This is a genomic window from Mesorhizobium sp. M0408 (genome assembly GCF_040321495.1).
In the GTDB taxonomy this organism is placed as follows: Bacteria; Pseudomonadota; Alphaproteobacteria; order Rhizobiales; family Rhizobiaceae; genus Mesorhizobium.
In genome coordinates, this window is the sequence record NZ_JAMYRO010000035.1 from 1 (window position 1) to 16,868 (window position 16,868).

The following is a 16,868-nucleotide window of genomic DNA, read 5'->3' on the forward strand; positions in this document are numbered from 1 at the left end:
TGTTACCCCGCCCTAAAATTTGCTTGATAACTAGGCCGGGCCCGGGGCCCGCTACGCCCCCCAAGCGGGGGGGGGCGGGGATCCCCGGCCCCACCTTTTTTGTCCGAGCAGCGGATTGCCAAAACCGCTTTGGCCTTGGGTCCGCTACTCCTGGAATGACCGGAGACAATCATGTCGCGCATCGGAATCCACTCATTCGTCTGGTCGGCGAGCTCGGCGCAGGGCGACCTCGAGCGGACGCTGGCCAACACCAGGGAAGCCGGCTTCGACCTGATCGAATTCTCCTATCTCGACCCCGCCAATGTCGACATTGACGGCTTGGCCAAGCGGATCGCCGATCTCGGCCTCGGCGTTGCGATCAGCATTGGACTGCCGGCCGACGGCGATATTTCGAGCGCCGACAAAACGATTGCCGCGCACGGCGTCGAAATCCTGGAACGTACGATCGCGCTGACCCGCGATCTCGGCGGCCAGAAGGTTGCCGGCATCCTCAGCACCAGCCACGGCTTGCAGAGCGAGGCGCCGACGCGTGACCAGTGGAACCGCAGCGCCGGCACGCTGGCCGAGGTGGCGGACACGGCAAAATCAGCCGGCGTCACCCTCAACCTCGAAATCGTCAACCGCTTCGAAAGCAATCTGCTCAACACCGCCGCGCAAGGCATGGCCTTCATCGCGGACAGCGGCTCCGACAATATCTTCCTGCATCTCGACAGCTTCCACATGAACATCGAGGAGGCCGATGTCGGCTTGGCCATTCGCAATGCGGTCGGGAAGATCGGCTATGTCCATATCGGCGAGAGCCATCGCGGTTTCCTCGGCACCGGCAATATCGATTTTGCCGCGATATTCGATGCGCTGACCGCCATCGGCTACAGCGACGACCTCAGCTTCGAATCCTTCTCCTCGGAAATCGTCGACGAGAACCTGTCGCGGAAAACCGCGATCTGGCGCAATCTGTGGACCGACAATATGGAGCTGGCCAAACATGCGCGCCGCTTCATTGCGCTCGGACTGGAGACGGCACGGCGCAAGGCCGAGCTTGTTTCCGCAACGCACCCGCAGTTCCGAAATCGATCTGGTTAGGCCAGAGGCGCTATATTAGCCGGCAAAACGCGGCCCAAGTTCCTCGATGCGGCGGATCATCGCCTGGAAATCCTCCAAGATGCGCTGGTGCAAGTGAACCGCCAGTTCCGGGTATTCCTCGAGGATGCGGCGGAACATCTTGCGGCTGAGCCGCAGCACTTCCGAATCGATTTCGGCGGAGGCGCTGGTCAGCCGGTTGGTGTCGGCGATCAGCGCCAGTTCGCTGAGTATGGTGCCGGGGCCGGCGGTGCCGATCGGGATGCGCTCGCCGTCGTGCTCGCGGTAGAGCACGATGCGGCCGCTGACCACGATGTAGGCCGAATCAGCCTCGTCGTCCTCGCGGTAAAGCTTGTGGTCGGCTTTCAACATGGTGGTTTCGGCGCCGAAGGCGAGCAGACGCAGCTGTTCCTGCGTAAAGCCCTCGAAGAGCCTCACGGTGGACAGGATGCGGATGTCGTCATCCAGCGCCATCTAGCTATGTCCCCGAACCGTCAGTCCGACTCCTCCCCTACGAGGCCGATCCAAAACCACCTCCAGCCTCAGGACCGTACCCGAAAAGCGCCCCGCCCGGATCGCTTATTTGAATAATGAAATGTTTAAGGAACCAGCTTGTAGCCGCCGCTTTCTGTCACGAGAATTTCCGCGTTGGAAGGATCGCGCTCGATCTTCTGGCGCAGCCGGTAGACGTGAGTTTCGAGCGTATGCGTGGTGACGCCGGAATTGTAGCCCCAGACTTCCTCCAGCAGCACGTCGCGGGTCACCACCTTCTGGTCGGCACGGTAGAGATATTTGATGATCGAGGCTTCCTTTTCGGTCAGCCGCACCTTGGCGCCGCGCGGGTCGATCAGAAGCTTCTGGCTGGGCTTGAACGTGTAGGGGCCGACCGAGAAAGTGGCGTCCTCGCTCTGTTCGTGCTGGCGCAACTGCGCGCGGATGCGGGCCAGCAGCACGGCAAAACGGAACGGCTTCGTCACATAGTCGTTGGCGCCGGCCTCGAGGCCAAGGATGGTGTCGGAATCGGTATCATGGCCGGTCAGCATGATGATCGGCGCCTTGTAGCCGCCCTTGCGCAATATCTTTACCGCCTCGCGGCCATCCATGTCGGGCAGGCCGACATCCATGATGAGCAGGTCGATGAGCCCGCCACGCGCCGTGGCGACGCCTTTGGCGGCGGTCGCTTCCTGCAGGACATCGAATTCCTCATAAAGCGACAATTGCTCGACAAGGGTGCCGCGCAGGTCGTCATCGTCGTCGACGATCAGAATGGTGCGTGAAGTCATGGATCAATCCGTTGTTTTGAAAAGAGATTTCAGTTGACCGCTGCCTGTTTATGCGGAAGCTGACCGGCACAACAGCCGTTCACAGTGATTTGTTCCGTGGCACGATCATACAAGAAAAAACACGATCGCAATGCAGTCGGCGCAATTTTGCCGAAAGGGCTCACCGTGCTCACCGTGCGCGCGCGCCCCGGCCAACCCAGCCAGGGCTTTCTGCAGGCCGGCAAACTGGTGTTTCCATGTGCGCTGGGGCATGGCGGCATCTCGGCCGGCAAGCGCGAGGGCGACGGCGCCACGCCGCTTGCCTCGATGCGGATATTGTCGGGATATTTTCGCGGCGACCGTTTTGCCGGCGGCCGCCGGACGCGGCTGGCGATGACGCCGATCGGCCGCGACCTCGGCTGGTGCGAAGTGCCTGGGGACCGCAACTACAACCGCCCGGTCAAAATCCCCTATGGCGCCAGCCATGAGCGGATGCTGCGCACCGACGATCTCTATGACGCCTGCCTGGTGCTGGACTGGAACATTGTGCCGCGCCGGCGCGGGCGCGGCAGCGCCATCTTCTTCCACCTGGCGCGCCCCGGCTTCACGCCGACGCAAGGCTGCGTCGCGGTAACGGCCCGCACCATGGCACGGCTGCTGCCGCTGCTGTCGGAGCGGACGGTGGTAAGGGTGGTGAGGTAGTGAATAGTGAATAGTGAGTGGTGAGAAGCGATCGGTAGGGACATGTGCAGGCGCACCGCCTAGCTTCCCATTCACCATTCACCATTCACCATTCACCATTCACTACTGCCCTATCCGCTTCCTCGGCCTCTGCCAACCGATGTCGAGAAGGCCGAGCCGGCCGAGTTCGCGGTCCATGGCGCGTGCGATGTCCTTGCGTTCGCCGCCGATGTCGCGAAGCTGGCGATCGGCGAGATCCTCGACATTCTCGTAGGGAAGATTGACCGCGATTTTTGCATGCCGAAGCCAGTCAAGCATGGCGCGCAGCCAGGCCGAGCGGAGGGTTACCGAGCGCAAGGCGATGTCAGACATGATGCAATCCGCTTCTCCGGACATCAAATCCGGTTTGATGTTTCTTCGATGCTCAGATCATGGCGGATTGAAATTCAAACGGGAAACGAGTAGTTTTTTCTGCATCTTCAAGTTTTGTTTGAGGGTTGGAATGCTCGACCGAACCCTCCTCGTCTGGCACTGATGGCGCGCCTGCTGCCTGGAACCCGTGCGCTGCGGACGCTGGAGGCAGCGGCGCGGCACCTCAATTTCACCCGCGCCGCCGACGAGCTCGGCCTGACGCCGGCAGCGGTCAGCCATCAGATCAAGGAAATCGAGGATCAGCTCGGCATCGTGCTGTTCACACGCACCAGCCGCACGATCCGGCTGACCGAGGCGGGCGCGGTGCTGTTCGAAGCTTCGACCGATGCGCTCGACCTGCTTGGCCGGGCCGTCTCACGGGCGCAGAAGACGGCGCGCGGATCGGCGCTGCTGAAGGTCACCCTCGATGCGCAATTCGCGACGAAGTGGCTGATGCGGCGCGTCGACGATTTTCGCAAGCAGCATCCGGCAATCGAGCTGCGTTTCGACATCAGTTACGAGGTGCGCGACTTCGATCGCGACGACGTCGATCTCGGCATCCGTTTCGGCACCGGCAAATATCCGGGGCTTCGCTCGCACCGGCTGTTCGAAAACGTCATCATCCCCGTCTGCAGCCCGGCCTTGCTGCGGGGGGGGCCGCGGCTGAAAGAGCCGCGCGACCTGTTTCATCATACGCTGGCCCATATCGAGTGGTCGCGCCAGGGCGTCACCTGGCCCAACTGGAGCATGTGGATGGCGGCGGCGGGCGTCGACGATTTCGACGGCAGCCGGACCATCGTGTTCGGCAACTCGACCGATGCCGTCCAGGCCGCGCTCGACGGCAACGCGGTCGCGCTCGCCGATTTCGCCATGGTGGCAAACGACCTGTCCGAAGGCAGGCTGATCCGGCCGTTCGAACTCGGCATCAAGGTGGCGCCTGAATTCGCCTATTTCCTGGTCTATCCGGAGACCGCGGCGAATGATCCGCGCATCGTCGCCTTTCGCGATTGGCTTCTCGAGGAAATCGCCAAGACGCCGAGCTGACGGTCAGCCCGCCGCCGCGCCGAACCAGCCGATCACCGCGCCGATGAGAAGCAGCACGCCGAGCCAGTGACCAACATCGATGAGCGTCAGATCCCAGCCGAAACCTTCGTAGCGATGGTTGACCGAAAGCGTGGTGGCGACGAACCCCAGCCAGAGAACGAAGCCGAAGATCACCCCGGCAAGCAGGCTCGGCTCGCCGCCGGTTACGGCGCCGATGATCAGCGACATGACCAGCGCCATGACGAGCTCCGCGATGAAGGAGACGACGAAGGGTAGCATCGATTTACTCATCGTCGCCGGATCAAGCTTGGCGGCCTTCAGCCACGGCTTGCTCAAGCCCATGTACCAGGCCGCGCCGAACAGCCACGCCACGACGGCAGCAACGATTACCGCCAGCCAATTGATTGCTGAAAAATCCATGGTTCCCTCCGGTCGATTGCGCGATGGAACGCCTGTTCGGCGATGCCGTCAAGCAAGGCGCCAGACGGTGGTGCGCTTGACCTCGGCGTCCTCCAGCGCCCGGGTCACCGCCACTTCATAGACGGCAAGCGGCTCCAGCCCGGTCTTCGGCAGATAGGAACGGCCGGGATCGCCGACGAGAATGTCGCCGCCGCGCGCCTTCAGCGCGACGAACCACGGCATCAGCCTGTCGGCGAAAGTTTTGTCGTAGAAGACGTCGCCGGCCAGCACCAAGTCCCAGCCGGCATCGCTGCCGATGCAGTCGCCGATGAGGAATTTTATCTCGGTCCCATTTGCCTCGGCATTGAGGCGGATCGCGGTCGCGCAGAATGGGTCGATATCGGCGGCGATCACCTCGGCAGCTCCGGCCTTCACCGCGGCAATGGCGACAAGGCCGGAGCCGGAGGCGAAGTCCAGCACGCGCTTGCCGCGCACCGCCGCCGGATTGTCGAGGATGTAGCGGGCAAGGCCTTGGCCGCCGGCCCAGGCAAAAGCCCAGAAGGGCGGCGGCAGGCCGATTTCGGTCAGCTCGTCCTCGGTCCGCTGCCATAGTTCATGTGCCTCGTCGGCCAGGTGCAGGCGGATCTCCGGCACATGCGGCGGCGCCATCAGCGCCGTGTTGTCGAGGATGAATTTCCTGGCGCTGTCCGGCGTCAGCGCCGTCATGGCGCCGGCGTCAGGCCGCCCATGCGGCAAACCTCTTGCCATTCGGCCGGCGTCACCGGCTGCACAGACAGCCGCCCGAGCCGCACCAGCGCCATGTCGGCCAGCTTTGGATTGGCCTTGGCTTGCTCCAGCGTCACCGGCTTCGGCATGGCCTTGAAGGCGCGGATGTCGACGCACTCCCAGCGGGGATCGTCGGTGGTGCTGTCCTGATGGGCCAGAGCGCAGACTTCGGCGATGCCGACGATGTCCAGCCCGTCATTGGAATGGTAGAAGAAGCCGAGATCGCCGATCTGCATCGCCTTCATGTTGTTGCGCGCCGCATAATTGCGCACGCCGTCCCATTGCGTGCCGGCCTTGCCCTTGGCCTTGAGGTCCTCGAAGGAGAAGACCGAAGGTTCGGATTTGAACAGCCAGTAGTTCATTGTGTTGCTCCTCCTCAGGGTGCCGCCGCGACTAAAAGCGCGTCGCGTTCGACCGGCCTCATGCGACGCGCTTTAGGTTCTTGTTGTATGCATGTCGTTATCACAAAACCGCTGCACACTTTTGCGCGACATGCATCAGATATCCGCCGGCTTGTTGAAGCTCCAGTTCCACTGCCGGATTTCGACGCTTTCGAACAGCCCTGCCTTGGTATAGGGATCGGACGCCGACAGGGCTCTTGCCGCAGCCAGATCGGGCGCCTCGACAACGGCGAGAGTGCCGTTCGGCTTGCCGTCGGCGTCGAGGAACGGGCCGGCGAAGGCCAATTTCTTGTCGCCGTTCAGCCCTTCCAGGAAGGCAAGGTGCTTGGGCCGCGTATCGAGCCGCACCTGCAGCCTTCCTGGCTTGTCCTTGCAAATCAACGCAAACAGCATCTTTCCATCTCCGCAATCGTTCGCGATTACATGTCGGTTTCGGTCTTGAGTGGCCTTGTCATCAACGCCGACACAGCCTGGTCTATGGTTATGGTGCCGTCCAGTATGGCGGCGACGGCGGCGATGATCGGCGCGTCGATCCGGCGCTCGCCGGCGATGCGGGCGGCGATTGCCGCCGTCGGCACGCCTTCGGCCAAAGGCAGGCCGGCAAGCGGCTTGCCTTGCCCCAGCGCCAGCCCATAGGCGAAATTGCGCGACTGCGCGGACGAGCAGGTGAGCAGCAGGTCGCCGAGGCCGGAAAGCCCCATCAGCGTCTCCGGCTTGGCGCCAAAGGCGGCGCCGATGCGGCGCAATTCGACGAAGCCGCGCGTCACCATCGCCGCCTGGGCGCTGGCACCGAGCCCGGCGCCGGTGACGGCACCCGCGGCAATGGCAAAGACGTTCTTCAGCGCGCCGCCGATCTCGACGCCGATTAGATCGTCGCTCGAATAACAGCGCAGATTTTCCGCCGAAAAGCGGGCGGCAAGGTCGGTGGCCAGAGCCTCGTCGCGGGCGGCGACCACGACGGCCGTCGGCAGGCCCCTGGCGACGTCGGTGGCAAAGCTTGGGCCGGACAAAGCGGCGACCGGATTTGCCGGCAGTATTTCCTCGGTGATGGACGATAGCAGCGCGCCGGTGTCGCGCTCGATGCCCTTGGCGCAGAGGACCAGCGGGATGCCTTTCGGCATATGGCTGGACGCGGCCGTCAGCATAATCCGCAACGATTGCGCCGGCGCTACCGCCAGAACGCAGTCGGCACCGTCGAGCGCCGCCTCGATGTCGCTCGTCGCCACGATGCCGGGATCGAGCGCGATGCCCGGCAGATAGCGCGGATTTTCGCCACGGTCGACCGCCGCGACGGTCTCCGGGTCGCGCGCGTAGAGGCGGACGAAATGACCGGCGCGCAGCGTGGCCAGCGCCAGCGCCGTGCCCCAGGCGCCGCCGCCGAGCACGGCGACGCGCCAGCCGCTTGGCGCCTTGTGCCCGCTGCCGGTCATGCCTTGGCCCCACGCCGGCCCGAGCCGACCATCGGGGCCGAGACGCTGTCCAGCGGCCAGCGCGAGCGCGGCACGAAATCGGCGGCGTTTTCACCTGATATGCCGGCGCGCAAGCGCTCGATGCCGGCCCAGGCGATCATCGCCGCATTGTCGGTGCAGAGGTTGAGCGGCGGCGCGACGAAGCTGAACCCGGCCTGCTCGCACAGGCCCTGCAATGTCGCCTTGATGGTCCGATTGGCGGCCACGCCGCCGGCGACAACCAATGCAGGCTCGGCCTTGTCCGGGAATTGCTGACGGAACCGGGTCAGCGCCCGCGCAACACGGTCGCCCAGCGCATCCGCCACCGCCGCCTGGAACGAGGCGCAGATATCGGCAACATCCTGGTCGCTCAGCGGGGCGATCGCGGTGGCTGCCTGGCGGACCGCGGTCTTGAGGCCGGAGAAGGAAAAATCGGGCTGCACCGAGCCCTTCATCGGGCGCGGAAAGGCAAAACGGGCCGCATCGCCATTTGCCGCCGCCTTCTCGACATTCGGTCCGCCCGGATAGGGCAGGCCGAGCATCTTGGCCGTCTTGTCGAAGGCCTCGCCAAGCGCGTCATCGATCGTCGTCGCCCAGCGCTGGTAGTCGCCGACGCCGCGTACGGCGACGATCTGGGTATGGCCGCCGGAGACCAGCAGCAAGAGGTAGGGAAAGTCGAGCCCATCGGTCAATCTGGCCGTCAGCGCGTGGCCTTCGAGATGGTTGATGGCGATCAGCGGTTTTTTGGCTGCCGCGGCGATTGCTTTTGCCGTCATCAGGCCGACGATCAGCCCGCCGACAAGACCGGGACCGGCGGTGGCGGCAATCGCATCGATGTCGGCGAGGTCGACGCCGGAATCGGCGAGCGCTGCCTCGATGATGCCGTCGAGCGCCTCGACATGGGCGCGCGCGGCGATCTCCGGCACGACGCCGCCGAAAGCAGCATGCTCCTCGATCTGGCTGAGCACGATGTTCGACAGGATTTGCGGCGTGCTGCGACCGTCCAGCGTCACCACGCTGGCGGCGGTCTCGTCGCAACTCGTCTCGATGCCCAGAACGCGGATCAATTCGTCGCTGTCCAAAAATCGTACAGATTGTACTGTCGGCCTTTCCCCGATAGGAGAAAACCCGAAAACCTGCCGGGGGTTATCACGGACGGCGCGTCATGCAAACAACCTTGAAAATCGGAACACGCGGCAGCCCGCTGGCGCTGGCGCAGGCGCATGAAACGCAGGCGCGACTGATGGCGGCGCATGGCATGCCGGCGGAAGCTTTCGAGGTGGTCGTCATCTCGACCAGCGGCGACCGCATCCAGGACCGACCGCTGTCGGAAGCCGGCGGCAAGGGCCTGTTCACCAAGGAGATCGAGGAGGCGCTGCTGGCGCGCCGCATCGACATCGCCGTGCATTCGTCGAAGGACATGCCGACGCTGTTGCCCGAGGGGCTGGAACTGTCCGCGTTCCTGCCGCGCGAGGACGCGCGCGATGCCTTCATCGGCAAGGCGGCGCGAACGATTGCCGGCCTGCCGCAAGGCGCCAGGATCGGTTCGTCGTCGCTGCGGCGCCAGGCGCTGATCCGGCGGATGCGGCCGGACGTCGAAGTGGTGATGTTTCGCGGCAATGTGCAGACGCGGCTGCGCAAGCTCGACGACGGCATCGCCGACGGCACCATCCTCGCCTATGCCGGGCTGAAGCGGCTCGGGCTCGAAGACGTCGTCACCGACCTGATGCCGCTCGAGGTCTTTCCGCCGGCGCCGGGGCAAGGCGCGATCTGCATCGAAAGCCGCATCGGAGACCGCGACGTGGAACAGATGCTGGCAGCGATCCACGACGGGCCGACCGGCGAGGCGCTGGCCTGCGAGCGCGCCTTCCTGGCGGCGCTCGACGGGTCCTGCCGCACGCCGATCGCCGGACATGCGACGATATCGGGCGGAACGGTTTCCTTTGCCGGGCTGATCATCTCGCCCGATGGCACGCAGTCGCATGAAGTCAGGCTGCAAGGGCCGGCGCAGGAGGCGGCGCGCATTGGCGCGGAAGCCGCGGCGACCGTTCGGGCCAAGGCCGGCGAAACATTCTTCGATGGCTGGACCTGACATGCTCCGCGTCCTTGTGACGAGGCCCGAACCAGGCGCGTCGCGCACGGGGCGCCGGCTTGCGGATGCCGGCTTTCAGCCGATCCTGCTGCCATTGACCGGAACCGTGGCGCTGCCGGTCGATGCCGGCGCGCTCGCTGACGCCGCGGCGGTCGCGGTCACCAGCGCCAATGCCGTTCGCCATGCGCCGAAAGAGGTCATCGCGGCGTTCGCCGGCTTGCCGTGCCACGCCGTCGGCAGGATGACGGCGGAAGCCGCCCGCGCTGCCGGGTTTCTGTCGGTCAGCGAAGGCCCGGGCAATGCCGAGGCGCTGGCCGATGCGCTTGCTGGCGGTTACGCGGGGCAGACGATCGTCTATCTCTGCGGGCGGGTGCGATTTCCCGGCTTCGAGGAAGGGCTGTTGGCGTCGGGCGTTCAGGTCCGCGCCGTCGAGACCTACGACACCGTTGTCCTGGATTACTCCGATGAGGCCGTTCTTGCGCGCCTGTCCGCCCGGCCGGTCGAGGCGGTGCTGCTCTATTCGGCCAAGGCGGCCACCGCTATGCAGGCCCTGGCTAGCCGGCCGGTGCTGCGCGGTGTTTTTGAAAAAACGCGCTTTTTCGGATTATCGGGGCGCATCGCCGCGGCCTTGGGCGATGTCGCCGAGATCCGGATTGCGCCTGAGCCCAGCGAGGACGCGCTGCTGGGACTTTTGCAGGCGTCGCGCTGACCGGCATCCGCCGCTGCTCTGTGCCAGCTTGTTCCAAAGGTTGGCGCCGCCCCTCACCTGCCTGCCGGCATCGTCTCCCCGTATAGTGACGGGGAGAGGGTGCCTTCGCCGAGGATTTCGCCAACCTCCAGCGTTGCAGAAGAAGCGTCTGGACTCGTGAGAGCCCTTCTCCCCGTCACTATACGGGGAGAAGTGCCCGGCAGGGTGATGAGGGGCAGTGCCAACGTGGATGACTGCGCTCGGGCACATTTTGTTCTTGCTTTGTGCCGGCAGCTATGCTACTAATCTAGTTATGGTGCTAATTGGCTCCAACGACCCGCCCGCCGAGGCGGGTTTTTTGTGTGCCGAGCATGGGCCTTGGCTTGAAACGTGGATTCGGCCCTGCGGCGTTTTGCCAAAACTGAACTCCAGGCCGTGGCGTCATCACGCCGCCCCTTTTCACCGCTTGGTGATGTGCTAGACCCTTCAAACCATCCCGAAGCGAATTTTGCGGAGCCCGAGCATGGTCAAGACGCCGAAGATGCGGCATTCCAAGAGCCGCCGTGAGCCGGTGACCATCGAGCTTGAGCCTGGCGCCGTCTCGCGAGTCGCCGACGAACAGGATGCCGTGACCTCGCAGACCGACGAGGCGCGGGCCGAGGAAGCGGCGAACGCCTCGCAGCCGGAGCCACCTGAAGAGCCGGTGCATGCGGACCAGACCGATCTCGAGCCATGGGAACATGCCGACGCAGCCGCGCCGGCCGGCACGCAAGAGCCGGCGGATGCCGGCGTCGATTCTGCCAGGGAAGCGGAAACCCCTTATCCCGCCGGTTCGGATGCGCCGGCCGGGCGCTCCACGGTTTCCGACTACAGTTTCGAAGATGCATCCAGCGGAACCGGGGCCAACGAACCGGGGATCCCAGGTTCCGGCGAGAAGACAGCTGAGACGAGGGACGACCATATGGCAGCGCAGCCGAAGCGAAGCGGCATCAACGGCATCGCCGCCGGTATTATCGGCGGCGTCATCGCCCTCGCCGCGGCCGGCGGGCTGCAATTTGCCGGCCTGCTCGGTGCGCCGGGGTCGGGCGGCGTGTCGCTCGACGCGGTCAATGGTGAGATCGTTTCGCTGAAACGCGAGGTCGCGGACCTCAGACAGGCCGGCGCCAACAATGACGCATCGGCCAAGGTGGACGGGCTGTCGTCGGCGCTGGATCAGGTAAGGGCGGACGTTGCGACGTTGAAGTCGGCCGTCGAGCAAGGCGGTGCCGGCGGCAATGCCGGCCTGGCAGCACTTGGCGACAAGGTAAGGCAGATCGAGACGGCGGTTGCGGCCCTCGGCAAGGCCGGCGGTACGGCGCCGGTCGATCTCGGCCCGCTCAACGAAAGGCTGGCCGCGCTCGATGCGCTGGTGAAATCGGCCGGCGAGACGACAAAGGCGCAGGACAGCCGGCTTGCGGCCCTGGAACAGTCGGTTTCACAGATCTCGGGCAAGGTCGATGCACAGGCTTCGCAGCCGAAGATCGCACTGGCCATTGCCGCTTCGGCGCTCAAGGCAGCGCTCGACCGTGGTGCACCGTTCGGCGCCGAGCTCGAAACCTTTGCCGCGATCTCACCCGATGCGCCCGAGATCGCGACGTTGCGCACCTATGCCGAAAAGGGCGTCCCGATGCGCTCCGAGATCGCCGCCGAAGCGGACGGCGCCGCCAACGCGATGGTCGCTGCCGCGACGCCCATCGACCAGAATGCCGGCATCCTGCAGAAGCTGCTGTCCAGCGCCGAATCGCTGGTCAAGGTCAGGCCGATCGGCGCCGTCGAAGGCACCGGCGTTCCGGAAACCGTCGCGCGCATGGAGGTCGCGGTCAACCAGGGCGACTACGCCAAGGCGCTCAGCGAATACGAAACCCTGCCTGAGGCGGCCAAGGCCGCCGGCGCCGACTTTGCCGGCAAGCTGAAAGCGCGGATGGAGGTCGAGACGCAGATCGATTCGCTCATCGCCGGCGCGATGAAGGCGTGAGGAACCCAATGATCCGCATCCTCGCCTTCCTTGCCGTCGTCTTTGCGCTCGGGCTCGGCTTCGCCTGGCTGGCCGACCGGCCGGGCGAAATGCTCGTCACCTTCAACGGCTATCAATACCAGGTCAGCCTGATGGTCGCGGCGGTGGCGGTCGTTGCCGTGGTTGCCGCGGTGATGATCGTCTGGTGGCTGGTCAAGGCGCTGTGGAACAGCCCCTATACGATCTCGCGCTATTTCCGCGTGCGTCGCCGCGACCGCGGCTACCAGGCGCTGTCGACCGGGATGATCGCCGCCGGCGCCGGTGACGGCGCGCTCGCCCGCAAGAAGACCAAGGAAGCGGCAAAGCTGATCCGCTCCGATCAGGAGCCACTGATCCAGCTGCTCGACGCGCAGGCCTCGCTGCTCGAAGGCGACCATGAAGGCGCCCGCGAAAAGTTCGAGACCATGCTCGATGATCCCGAAATGCGGCTGCTCGGCCTGCGCGGACTTTATCTCGAGGCCGAGCGGCTCGGCGACCGCAACGCAGCCCGCCACTATGCCGGCCGTGCCGCGGCGGTGGCGCCGCAACTGGCCTGGGCGGCCGAATCGACGCTGGAAGACCTGACCGGACGCGGCGACTGGGATGGCGCGCTGAAACTGGTCGACGCCCAGAAGTCGACCCGGCAGATCGAGCGTGACGCCGCCAACCGGCGCCGCGCCGTGCTGCTGACCGCCAAGGCGCAGGCGCTGATCGACAGCGATGCCAATGCCGCAAGGGCGGCGGCGCTCGAAGCCAACCGGCTGCGGCCGGATTTTGCACCGGCGGCGGTCGTCGCGGCGAAATTGCTGTTTAGGCAGAACGACGTGCGCAAAGGCTCGAAAATCCTCGAGGCGGCGTGGAAGGCCGAGCCCCATCCGGAGATCGCCGAGCTCTACAGCCATGCCAGGCCGGGCGATGCCGTGCTCGACCGGCTGAACCGGGCAAAGAAGCTGCAGGAGCTGAAGAAGAACCATGCCGAGTCCTCGCTTGCCGTGGCGCGCGCCGCGCTAGATGCGCAGGAGTTTTCAACCGCCCGCCGGGAGGCTGAAGCCGCCATCCGCATCGATCGCCGCGAAGGCGCTTATCTGCTGCTGGCCGATATCGAGGAGGCCGAAACCGCCGACCAGGGCAAGGTGCGGCAGTTGCTGTCGAAAGCGGTGAGAGCGCCGCGCGACCCGGCTTGGGTCGCCGACGGCGTCGTCTCCGAGCGCTGGGCTCCGATATCGCCGATCACCGGCAGGCTCGACGCATTCGAATGGCGGGCGCCGATGGAGCGGCTCGGACAGTTGATCGACGGTCATGAGGATACGCCGGAGGCGCCGGTGCCGGCCATCGCGGCTCCAGCCAGGCCGGTACAGGAAAGAGCCGGGACGATCGAGCACACGGCGGAGACACCGGGCACAGCGACCGAGGAGAAGACGGACGACCGTGCCGGCGAGGATCATGTGACACCAATCACCGCGGCGGCGTTTGCCCAAGTGCCGGAAGATGCCGAGGCCGTCGAGCCGGCGCAGGAGCTGACGCGGCTGCCCGACGACCCCGGCGTCGATCCAGACGACGCGGCGGATAAATCGACGCGCCGGTTTCGTTTGTTCTGATCAGGGTCAAGTGGACCCGGGCTTATTGGGAATGATTTGATGTTCGAACGCGTTTTGTCGTTTCTAAGGGATCTGCCGTCCGGTGGTGGCGCCAGCCCCAGCGCCGACGATCCGCGCATTGCCGCGTCCGCCCTGCTTTTCCACGTGATGAACGCCGACGGGGTGCGACAGGATACCGAATGGGAACGGTTCAAGAAGGTGCTGGCTGAAAGCTACTCGATCAGCGGCGACGAACTCGACGCATTGGCGGCTGCCGGCGAGCGGGCCGACAATGAGGCGATCGACCTCTACGCTTTCACCAGCGTGCTCAAGCGCCATCTCGACGCCGAGGCGCGAAAGGCCTTCATCGGCCTGATGTGGGAGATCGTCTATGCCGATGGCGAGCTGCACGAGCTCGAGGACAATACCGTGTGGCGGGTCGCCGAGCTGATCGGCGTCGAACGTCGCGACCGTGTCGAGGCGCGCCTCAAGGCGGCCGCCGCGGCTCCTGGTGCCGCCGGAACCTCAAGCGACGAATAGACAGGATCCCGCCTTCCAATGCCGCCCAAGCCAAGTCCGAGACCAAAGATCCTGATCGTGCTGCATCAGGAGCATTCGAGCCCCGGACGGGTCGGCCATATGCTTATCGAGGAAGGCTTCGACCTCGACATCCGCCGACCGCCGCTCGGCGAGGCCTTGCCGCAGACGCTGGATGGCCATGCCGGCGCCGTGGTGTTCGGCGGGCCGATGAGCGCCAATGACGGCGACGAGTTCGTCCGCCGCGAGACCGACTGGCTCAAAATTCCGCTCAACGAGAACCGGCCGCTGCTTGGCATCTGCCTCGGCGCGCAAATGCTGGTCAAGCATCTTGGCGGCAGGGTCGAGGGCCATGGCGAGGGCCTCGTCGAAATCGGCTGGTATCCGCTGAAGGCGACCGAAGCGGGCAGCAGGCTGATGCATTGGCCGGAGATGGTCTATCAGTTCCATCGCGAAGGGTTTTCGCTGCCGAAGGACGCGACGCTTTTGGCGACGGCCGAAACCTATCCCAACCAGGCCTTCCGCTATGGCGACAATGCCTGGGGCATTCAGTTCCATGGCGAATTGACCCGGGCGATGATGCAGCGCTGGGTGGCGCGCGGCGCGCACCGCTTCGAACTGCCCGGCGCGCAGCCCGGCCGCGACCATCTCGGCGGCCGGCTGATCTGGGACATCCACCTCAAGCGCTGGCTCGGCGAGTTCCTGCCGATGATTTTCGGCAAGCCGGCGCTGCGGTAATCAGTTTCGCCCCCTGAGATGACGCACCTTGCGCAGCTGCGGGAACAGCACCGCCCATAGGCCGGCAACAGCGATCGCCCCGACACCCCCGACCACCACGGCCGGAACCGTGCCGATCAACGCCGCCATGGTACCGGCGCGGAATTCGCCGAGCTCATTGGAAGCGCCGACAAACACCTGGTTGACAGCGTTGACGCGGCCGCGAACGTCGTCCGGCGTCCACAGCTGGATCAGCGTCTCGCGGATATAGACGCTGAACATGTCGGTGGCGCCGAGCAGCGCAAGGGCCGCAATCGACAGCCAGGTGATGGTCGAGAGGCCGAACAGAACCGTGAACGCGCCGAACAGCGCGACGAAGCCGAGCATGACAAGGCCGGCATGGTTGCGGATCGGGTGTCCGGCCAGCCAGATGGCGACGCAGATGGCGCCGACGCCGGGCGCCGAGCGCAACAGGCCGAGCCCCCATGGGCCGAGTTCGAGGATATCGCGCGCGTAGACCGGCAGCAGCGCCGAGGCGCCGGACAGGAGCACCGCAAACAGATCGAGCGAAATCGCGCCGAGCACGATCTTTTCGCTCCAGATATAGCCGAAGCCGGCGAACAGGGTCTGTACCGTCGGCCTGTCGGTCCGGCTGCGCTGGGCAGGCTTAGGGATGGTGAAGATCAGCACGGCGGCAACCAGCATCAGCACGGCGGCGGTGGTGTACGCGGCTTCGGCTGAAAGCCCGTAGAGCAGGCCGCCGGCGACCGGCCCGACGATGGTTGCCGTCTGCCAGGCGGACGAGTTCCAGGCGATGGCGTTGGCGAAATCCTCGGGCGGCACCAGATTGGCGAACAGCGATGAGGAGGCCGGCCCGAAGAAGGCGCGCGCGATGCCGAACATGGCGAGCACGATGAAGACCGGCATCGGCCCGGAGAGGCCGCGTAGCGTCAGCAGCAGCAGGGCCAAGGCGCAGCCCGCCTCGACCAGCACCGCCAGCGCCATGATCAGCCGGCGCCCGAAACGATCGGCAACGTCGCCGGTGACCAGCACCAGCAGCAGCGAAGGCAGGAACTGAACGATGCCGACAAGGCCGAGGTCGAACGGGTCGCGGGTGAGATCGTAGATCTGCCAGCCGACGGCGACCGACACGATCTGGGTGGAGAATGTCGAGAGGAAGCGCGCCGCCCAGTAGCTCAGGAACGGCCGGTGGCGAAAGGCGGCATAGCGCTGGTCGGATGGTACTTGGGATTCTGTGGTCATGGAATAAGGCCCCGTGGCGGCGATGTCGGCCGGCGGGGCACTTCCACGATGGGCGCTGGTCCGGCCAAAAGAGCCTTTAGCGCAGTTCGGCCGGAGGCGCGCGCAAAAATCCGGCCTGGCTCCAGCTTTTTTCAGGCTGCCATACCAATTGCAGGCGGCAACCACGCTCGGCGGAGATGGAGAGGGTTATTTGGCGCGCAGGTCGAGTTCCTTCGCGCCCCCCTCTGTCCTGCCGGACATCTCCCCCTCAAAGGGGGAGATCGGACGTCGCGACGTCCTTCGCCAGTCTCCGGCTTCGAAGGCAATTTGTACGTTCAAAGATTTGTACGTTTAAAGAGTAGCGCCATCGGCGAGGCAGCTGATCTCCCCCCTTGAGGGGGAGATGTCCGGCAGGACAGAGGGGGGCGCTGTCCCGCCAATCTTCGAGGCTTGCGTTTGCAGGGCTTCGAA

The 16,868-nt window shown here is 65.2% G+C and carries 19 protein-coding genes; 9 read left to right on the top strand and 10 right to left on the bottom strand.

Features of this window, described 5'->3' with window-relative positions; translation table 11 throughout:
• Nucleotides 1-171 precede the first annotated feature (171 nt).
• Entirely contained in the window at nucleotides 172-1,083 is a 912-nt protein-coding gene (locus NKI67_RS28765; RefSeq protein WP_023680481.1) for a sugar phosphate isomerase/epimerase family protein, read from the top strand.
• A gap of 15 nt (nucleotides 1,084-1,098) precedes the next feature.
• Here the strand turns inward: NKI67_RS28765 and NKI67_RS28770 are convergent, their stop codons facing one another.
• Together NKI67_RS28770 and NKI67_RS28775 are read right to left on the bottom strand one after the other, a co-directional pair.
• Nucleotides 1,099-1,554 carry a Crp/Fnr family transcriptional regulator gene (locus NKI67_RS28770; RefSeq protein ID WP_023680480.1) on the bottom strand — a complete coding sequence of 152 codons (456 nt, stop codon included), beginning with the start codon at nucleotides 1,552-1,554 and terminating at the stop codon, nucleotides 1,099-1,101.
• A 125-nt stretch (nucleotides 1,555-1,679) separates the two neighbouring features.
• Nucleotides 1,680-2,363 (bottom strand): response regulator transcription factor, encoded by a 684-nt coding sequence (locus NKI67_RS28775; protein WP_023680479.1) that lies wholly within the window; start codon nucleotides 2,361-2,363, stop codon nucleotides 1,680-1,682.
• Between the two features lie 144 nt (nucleotides 2,364-2,507).
• Between NKI67_RS28775 and NKI67_RS28780 the strand changes: the two genes are divergently transcribed.
• Nucleotides 2,508-3,044, top strand: coding sequence for a L,D-transpeptidase family protein (locus NKI67_RS28780; RefSeq protein ID WP_245274862.1), 537 nt, complete (start codon nucleotides 2,508-2,510; stop codon nucleotides 3,042-3,044).
• 102 nt (nucleotides 3,045-3,146) lie between these two features.
• On the opposite strand, the gene NKI67_RS28785 is transcribed toward NKI67_RS28780, so the two are convergent.
• Nucleotides 3,147-3,395: a hypothetical protein gene (locus tag NKI67_RS28785; protein ID WP_031213166.1), complete on the bottom strand. Its 249-nt coding sequence runs from the start codon at nucleotides 3,393-3,395 to the stop codon at nucleotides 3,147-3,149.
• Between the two features lie 162 nt (nucleotides 3,396-3,557).
• Between NKI67_RS28785 and gcvA the strand changes: the two genes are divergently transcribed.
• The gene (gene gcvA, locus NKI67_RS28790) at nucleotides 3,558-4,478 is read left to right on the top strand and encodes a transcriptional regulator GcvA (RefSeq protein WP_023680476.1); all 921 of its coding nucleotides are present in this window, start codon (nucleotides 3,558-3,560) and stop codon (nucleotides 4,476-4,478) included.
• 3 nt (nucleotides 4,479-4,481) lie between these two features.
• Here gcvA and NKI67_RS28795 read toward each other — a convergent pair whose 3' ends face one another.
• From NKI67_RS28795 to tsaD, 6 genes are all read right to left on the bottom strand, one after another.
• Complete coding sequence (locus NKI67_RS28795; RefSeq protein ID WP_023680475.1) at nucleotides 4,482-4,898, bottom strand: DUF1761 domain-containing protein; 417 nt, start codon at nucleotides 4,896-4,898, stop codon at nucleotides 4,482-4,484.
• A gap of 48 nt (nucleotides 4,899-4,946) precedes the next feature.
• On the bottom strand, nucleotides 4,947-5,603 hold the full coding sequence (locus NKI67_RS28800) for a class I SAM-dependent methyltransferase (protein WP_023680474.1): 657 nt from the start codon (nucleotides 5,601-5,603) through the stop codon (nucleotides 4,947-4,949).
• The gene (locus tag NKI67_RS28805) at nucleotides 5,600-6,025 is read right to left on the bottom strand and encodes an EVE domain-containing protein (RefSeq protein WP_023680473.1); all 426 of its coding nucleotides are present in this window, start codon (nucleotides 6,023-6,025) and stop codon (nucleotides 5,600-5,602) included. Before NKI67_RS28805 ends, NKI67_RS28800 begins: the two co-directional genes overlap by 4 nt.
• Nucleotides 6,026-6,160: 135 nt before the next feature.
• Nucleotides 6,161-6,457, bottom strand: coding sequence for a YciI-like protein (locus NKI67_RS28810; RefSeq protein WP_023680472.1), 297 nt, complete (start codon nucleotides 6,455-6,457; stop codon nucleotides 6,161-6,163).
• 26 nt (nucleotides 6,458-6,483) lie between these two features.
• Nucleotides 6,484-7,494 carry an NAD(P)H-dependent glycerol-3-phosphate dehydrogenase gene (locus tag NKI67_RS28815; RefSeq protein ID WP_352569453.1) on the bottom strand — a complete coding sequence of 337 codons (1,011 nt, stop codon included), beginning with the start codon at nucleotides 7,492-7,494 and terminating at the stop codon, nucleotides 6,484-6,486.
• Nucleotides 7,491-8,576 carry a tRNA (adenosine(37)-N6)-threonylcarbamoyltransferase complex transferase subunit TsaD gene (gene tsaD, locus NKI67_RS28820; RefSeq protein ID WP_031212083.1) on the bottom strand — a complete coding sequence of 362 codons (1,086 nt, stop codon included), beginning with the start codon at nucleotides 8,574-8,576 and terminating at the stop codon, nucleotides 7,491-7,493. Before tsaD ends, NKI67_RS28815 begins: the two co-directional genes overlap by 4 nt.
• A 101-nt stretch (nucleotides 8,577-8,677) precedes the next feature.
• Between tsaD and hemC the strand changes: the two genes are divergently transcribed.
• The 6 genes from hemC to NKI67_RS28850 all read left to right on the top strand — a co-directional run bounded on the left by hemC (nucleotide 8,678) and on the right by NKI67_RS28850 (nucleotide 15,176).
• Entirely contained in the window at nucleotides 8,678-9,604 is a 927-nt protein-coding gene (gene hemC, locus NKI67_RS28825) for a hydroxymethylbilane synthase (RefSeq protein ID WP_023678204.1), read from the top strand.
• Between the two features lies 1 nt (nucleotide 9,605).
• Nucleotides 9,606-10,313: a uroporphyrinogen-III synthase gene (locus NKI67_RS28830; RefSeq protein ID WP_023678203.1), complete on the top strand. Its 708-nt coding sequence runs from the start codon at nucleotides 9,606-9,608 to the stop codon at nucleotides 10,311-10,313.
• A gap of 502 nt (nucleotides 10,314-10,815) precedes the next feature.
• Entirely contained in the window at nucleotides 10,816-12,306 is a 1,491-nt protein-coding gene (locus NKI67_RS28835) for a COG4223 family protein (protein WP_023678202.1), read from the top strand.
• 8 nt (nucleotides 12,307-12,314) lie between these two features.
• Complete coding sequence (locus tag NKI67_RS28840; RefSeq protein ID WP_023678201.1) at nucleotides 12,315-13,922, top strand: heme biosynthesis protein HemY; 1,608 nt, start codon at nucleotides 12,315-12,317, stop codon at nucleotides 13,920-13,922.
• A gap of 39 nt (nucleotides 13,923-13,961) precedes the next feature.
• Complete coding sequence (locus NKI67_RS28845) at nucleotides 13,962-14,441, top strand: tellurite resistance TerB family protein (protein WP_023678200.1); 480 nt, start codon at nucleotides 13,962-13,964, stop codon at nucleotides 14,439-14,441.
• Nucleotides 14,442-14,459: 18 nt separating this feature from the next.
• Nucleotides 14,460-15,176 carry a glutamine amidotransferase gene (locus tag NKI67_RS28850; protein ID WP_352648109.1) on the top strand — a complete coding sequence of 239 codons (717 nt, stop codon included), beginning with the start codon at nucleotides 14,460-14,462 and terminating at the stop codon, nucleotides 15,174-15,176.
• On the opposite strand, the gene NKI67_RS28855 is transcribed toward NKI67_RS28850, so the two are convergent.
• Entirely contained in the window at nucleotides 15,177-16,418 is a 1,242-nt protein-coding gene (locus NKI67_RS28855; RefSeq protein WP_023678198.1) for an MFS transporter, read from the bottom strand. It lies immediately after the preceding gene.
• Nucleotides 16,419-16,868 lie beyond the last annotated feature (450 nt).

Coding starts and splice junctions, on each gene's coding strand:
- NKI67_RS28765 (WP_023680481.1), top strand. CDS start 172: ATGTCGCGCATCGGAATCCACTCATTCGTCTGGTCGGCGAGCTCGGCG.
- hemC (WP_023678204.1), top strand. CDS start 8,678: ATGCAAACAACCTTGAAAATCGGAACACGCGGCAGCCCGCTGGCGCTG.
- NKI67_RS28775 (WP_023680479.1), bottom strand. CDS start 2,363: ATGACTTCACGCACCATTCTGATCGTCGACGACGATGACGACCTGCGC.
- NKI67_RS28845 (WP_023678200.1), top strand. CDS start 13,962: ATGTTCGAACGCGTTTTGTCGTTTCTAAGGGATCTGCCGTCCGGTGGT.
- NKI67_RS28795 (WP_023680475.1), bottom strand. CDS start 4,898: ATGGATTTTTCAGCAATCAATTGGCTGGCGGTAATCGTTGCTGCCGTC.
- NKI67_RS28840 (WP_023678201.1), top strand. CDS start 12,315: ATGATCCGCATCCTCGCCTTCCTTGCCGTCGTCTTTGCGCTCGGGCTC.
- NKI67_RS28855 (WP_023678198.1), bottom strand. CDS start 16,418: ATGACCACAGAATCCCAAGTACCATCCGACCAGCGCTATGCCGCCTTT.
- NKI67_RS28800 (WP_023680474.1), bottom strand. CDS start 5,603: ATGACGGCGCTGACGCCGGACAGCGCCAGGAAATTCATCCTCGACAAC.
- NKI67_RS28850 (WP_352648109.1), top strand. CDS start 14,460: ATGCCGCCCAAGCCAAGTCCGAGACCAAAGATCCTGATCGTGCTGCAT.
- NKI67_RS28785 (WP_031213166.1), bottom strand. CDS start 3,395: ATGTCTGACATCGCCTTGCGCTCGGTAACCCTCCGCTCGGCCTGGCTG.
- NKI67_RS28835 (WP_023678202.1), top strand. CDS start 10,816: ATGGTCAAGACGCCGAAGATGCGGCATTCCAAGAGCCGCCGTGAGCCG.
- gcvA (WP_023680476.1), top strand. CDS start 3,558: ATGGCGCGCCTGCTGCCTGGAACCCGTGCGCTGCGGACGCTGGAGGCA.
- NKI67_RS28770 (WP_023680480.1), bottom strand. CDS start 1,554: ATGGCGCTGGATGACGACATCCGCATCCTGTCCACCGTGAGGCTCTTC.
- NKI67_RS28830 (WP_023678203.1), top strand. CDS start 9,606: ATGCTCCGCGTCCTTGTGACGAGGCCCGAACCAGGCGCGTCGCGCACG.
- NKI67_RS28805 (WP_023680473.1), bottom strand. CDS start 6,025: ATGAACTACTGGCTGTTCAAATCCGAACCTTCGGTCTTCTCCTTCGAG.
- NKI67_RS28810 (WP_023680472.1), bottom strand. CDS start 6,457: ATGCTGTTTGCGTTGATTTGCAAGGACAAGCCAGGAAGGCTGCAGGTG.
- NKI67_RS28815 (WP_352569453.1), bottom strand. CDS start 7,494: ATGACCGGCAGCGGGCACAAGGCGCCAAGCGGCTGGCGCGTCGCCGTG.